Genomic DNA, 303 nt, shown 5'->3' on the forward strand with positions numbered 1-303 from the left:
CTCAGGCATGGCAATCCCGCTTTCCTTTACCTGCTGCTTGATGCTTTCAACGATTTTTTCAACATAATATGTTGCAGGCATCGGCTCATCTTCTTCTGTGTAGCGGATGCCGAATCCGCCGCCTAGATTGACCACTTTCGGTTCATACTGGAACGTTTCTTTCCAGTACGTCACTTTAGTGAAGATTTTTTCTGCAGCCAGAACGAAGCCCGTGGCATCAAAGATCTGCGAACCAATGTGGCAGTGATAGCCGAGAAGATCGAATGCATCTGATGAAAGAACACTTTCCATCGCGCGTTCTAC

The 303-nt window shown here is 47.2% G+C and carries 1 pseudogene; it reads right to left on the reverse strand.

Annotated features, from left to right (window positions below):
- A pseudogene (locus ACTSEZ_RS08990) lies at positions 1 to 303 on the reverse strand (diaminopimelate decarboxylase); the annotation flags it as partial.

The organism is Metabacillus mesotrionivorans, from assembly GCF_052171315.1.
In the GTDB taxonomy this organism is placed as follows: domain Bacteria; phylum Bacillota; class Bacilli; order Bacillales; family Bacillaceae; genus Bacillus_P.